General features: G+C 63.8%; 2 protein-coding genes. One reads left to right on the top strand and one right to left on the bottom strand.

From position 1 onward, the window contains the following. Window positions 1-1,086 (bottom strand): glutamate--tRNA ligase (gene gltX / locus ACE3UY_RS07510; protein ID WP_374686922.1); only part of this gene is annotated, 1,086 nt, incomplete at its 3' end. Between the two features lie 241 nt (window positions 1,087-1,327). Here gltX and ACE3UY_RS07505 point away from each other — a divergent pair. After that, a partial coding sequence (locus ACE3UY_RS07505; protein WP_374686921.1) for a superoxide dismutase occupies window positions 1,328-1,754 on the top strand: 427 nt, incomplete at its 3' end.

Genomic DNA, 1,754 nt, shown 5'->3' with positions numbered 1-1,754 from the left:
CGATTCGGCGCTGACCTCGTGCCCCTGCCGGTCGAGGAACGGCTTCACCGCCCGCGCCAGATCGAGCGGCTCCATGTCCTGAATCCACTGGCCGTTCAGCCAGTCGAGCTTGTCATAGGGCAGGCGCGTGGGCGCGGGGCTAATGTCCTCCAGCCGGAAGCGCGGGATGGCCTCCTCGATGGGGAAGATCTCGCGGTTCTCGCCATAGGCCCAGCCGACGTTGGCCAGGAAGTTGTTGAGCGCCTGGGGCAGATAACCGGCGTCGCGGAACTCCTCGACCTTCACCAACACCTGCCGGCCGTGGTCGTCGAACGCCTGGGCGCGCTTGCTCAGCTTGCCCTTGCCGCTGGGGTTCAGCACCAGCGGCAGATGGGCGTAGACCGGGTGCTCCCAGCCGAACGCGGCGTACAGGTTCAGGTGCAGCGGCGCGCTGCTGATCCATTCGTCGGCGCGCAAGATGTGAGTGATCGCCATGAAGTGGTCGTCCACCACGTTCGCCAGATGATAGGTGGGCAGGCCGTCGGACTTCATCAGCACCGCGTCGGCAATCTGGCTGTTGGGCACGGTGATGTCGCCGCGAATCACGTCGGGAATGACCGTGACGCCCTCCAGCGGGGCCTTGAAGCGCACCGCGTAGGGCAGGCTGTCAGCCTGCCGCGCGGCGACCTCTTCCGGAGTCAGGTAGCGACAGCGCCGGTCATACCCCTGCTCGCCGCGGGCCGCTTTGGCGCTGGCGCGGCGTGCCTTCAGTTCGTCGGCGGTGCAAAAGCAGGGGTAGGCGTAGCCGTGGGCCAGCAGCCACTCCGACCACTCGCGGTAGAGCGCGGCGCGCTGGCTCTGGATGTAGGGGCCAAAGGGGCCGCCGACGTCGGGGCCTTCGTCCCAATTGAGGCCCATCCAGCGCAGCGCGTCCATGATGGCCTGCACCGCGCCCTTGACCGAGCGCTTCTGGTCGGTGTCTTCGATGCGCAGGATGAATTGGCCGCCGTGCTGGCGGGCAAACATCCAGTTGAACAGCGCGGTACGCCCCCCGCCGATGTGGAGGTAGCCGGTAGGGCTGGGTGCAAAACGAACGCGAACAGTCATAAGAATCCACAGATTGCACAGATTACACAGATTTCAGATCGTAATCTGCGTAATCTGCGGCTCATTCATAATACATGAAAGGGAAGAATACCAGAAAAGGGCGAAGTTGGCAGATCGAAACGCGCCCGGAACGCGGCGCGCTCGTTTGACAACGGCCAATAGTGCGCTAGAATGGCCTTGACTCCCTTACCCGTCTTTCGCTGAATGGCGGATGGATTTTGAGCCTACCAAGGAGTGATTTATGGCGTTTGAACTACCCCCACTGCGTTACCCCGAGAATGCTCTTGAGCCTCACATCGACGCCCGGACGATGAGCATCCATCACGACAAGCACCACGCGGCCTACACCAACAACCTGAACTCGGCGCTGGAAGGCCACGCCGATCTGGCCGGGATGAGCATCGAGGAGTTGCTCGGCAACCTGAACGCGGTTCCCGAAGCGATCCGCATGACCGTCCGCAACAACGGCGGCGGCTTTGCCAACCACAACCTTTTCTGGGAGATCATGGGCCCCCGCGGCGGCGGTGAGCCGACCGGCGAACTGGCCGAGGCCATCGACAACGCCTTCGGCAGTTTCGCGGCCTTCAAGGAGCAGTTCGCCAAGGCGGGCGCGACGCGCTTTGGCTCTGGCTGGGCCTGGCTCTACGTAGACCAGAGCGGCAACCTGG

Origin of the sequence: Promineifilum sp. (SeqCode), from assembly GCF_041918635.1 — a bacterium.
In the GTDB taxonomy this organism is placed as follows: Bacteria; Chloroflexota; Anaerolineae; order Promineifilales; family Promineifilaceae; genus Promineifilum.
This window is presented reverse-complemented; position numbering and strand designations above follow the sequence as displayed.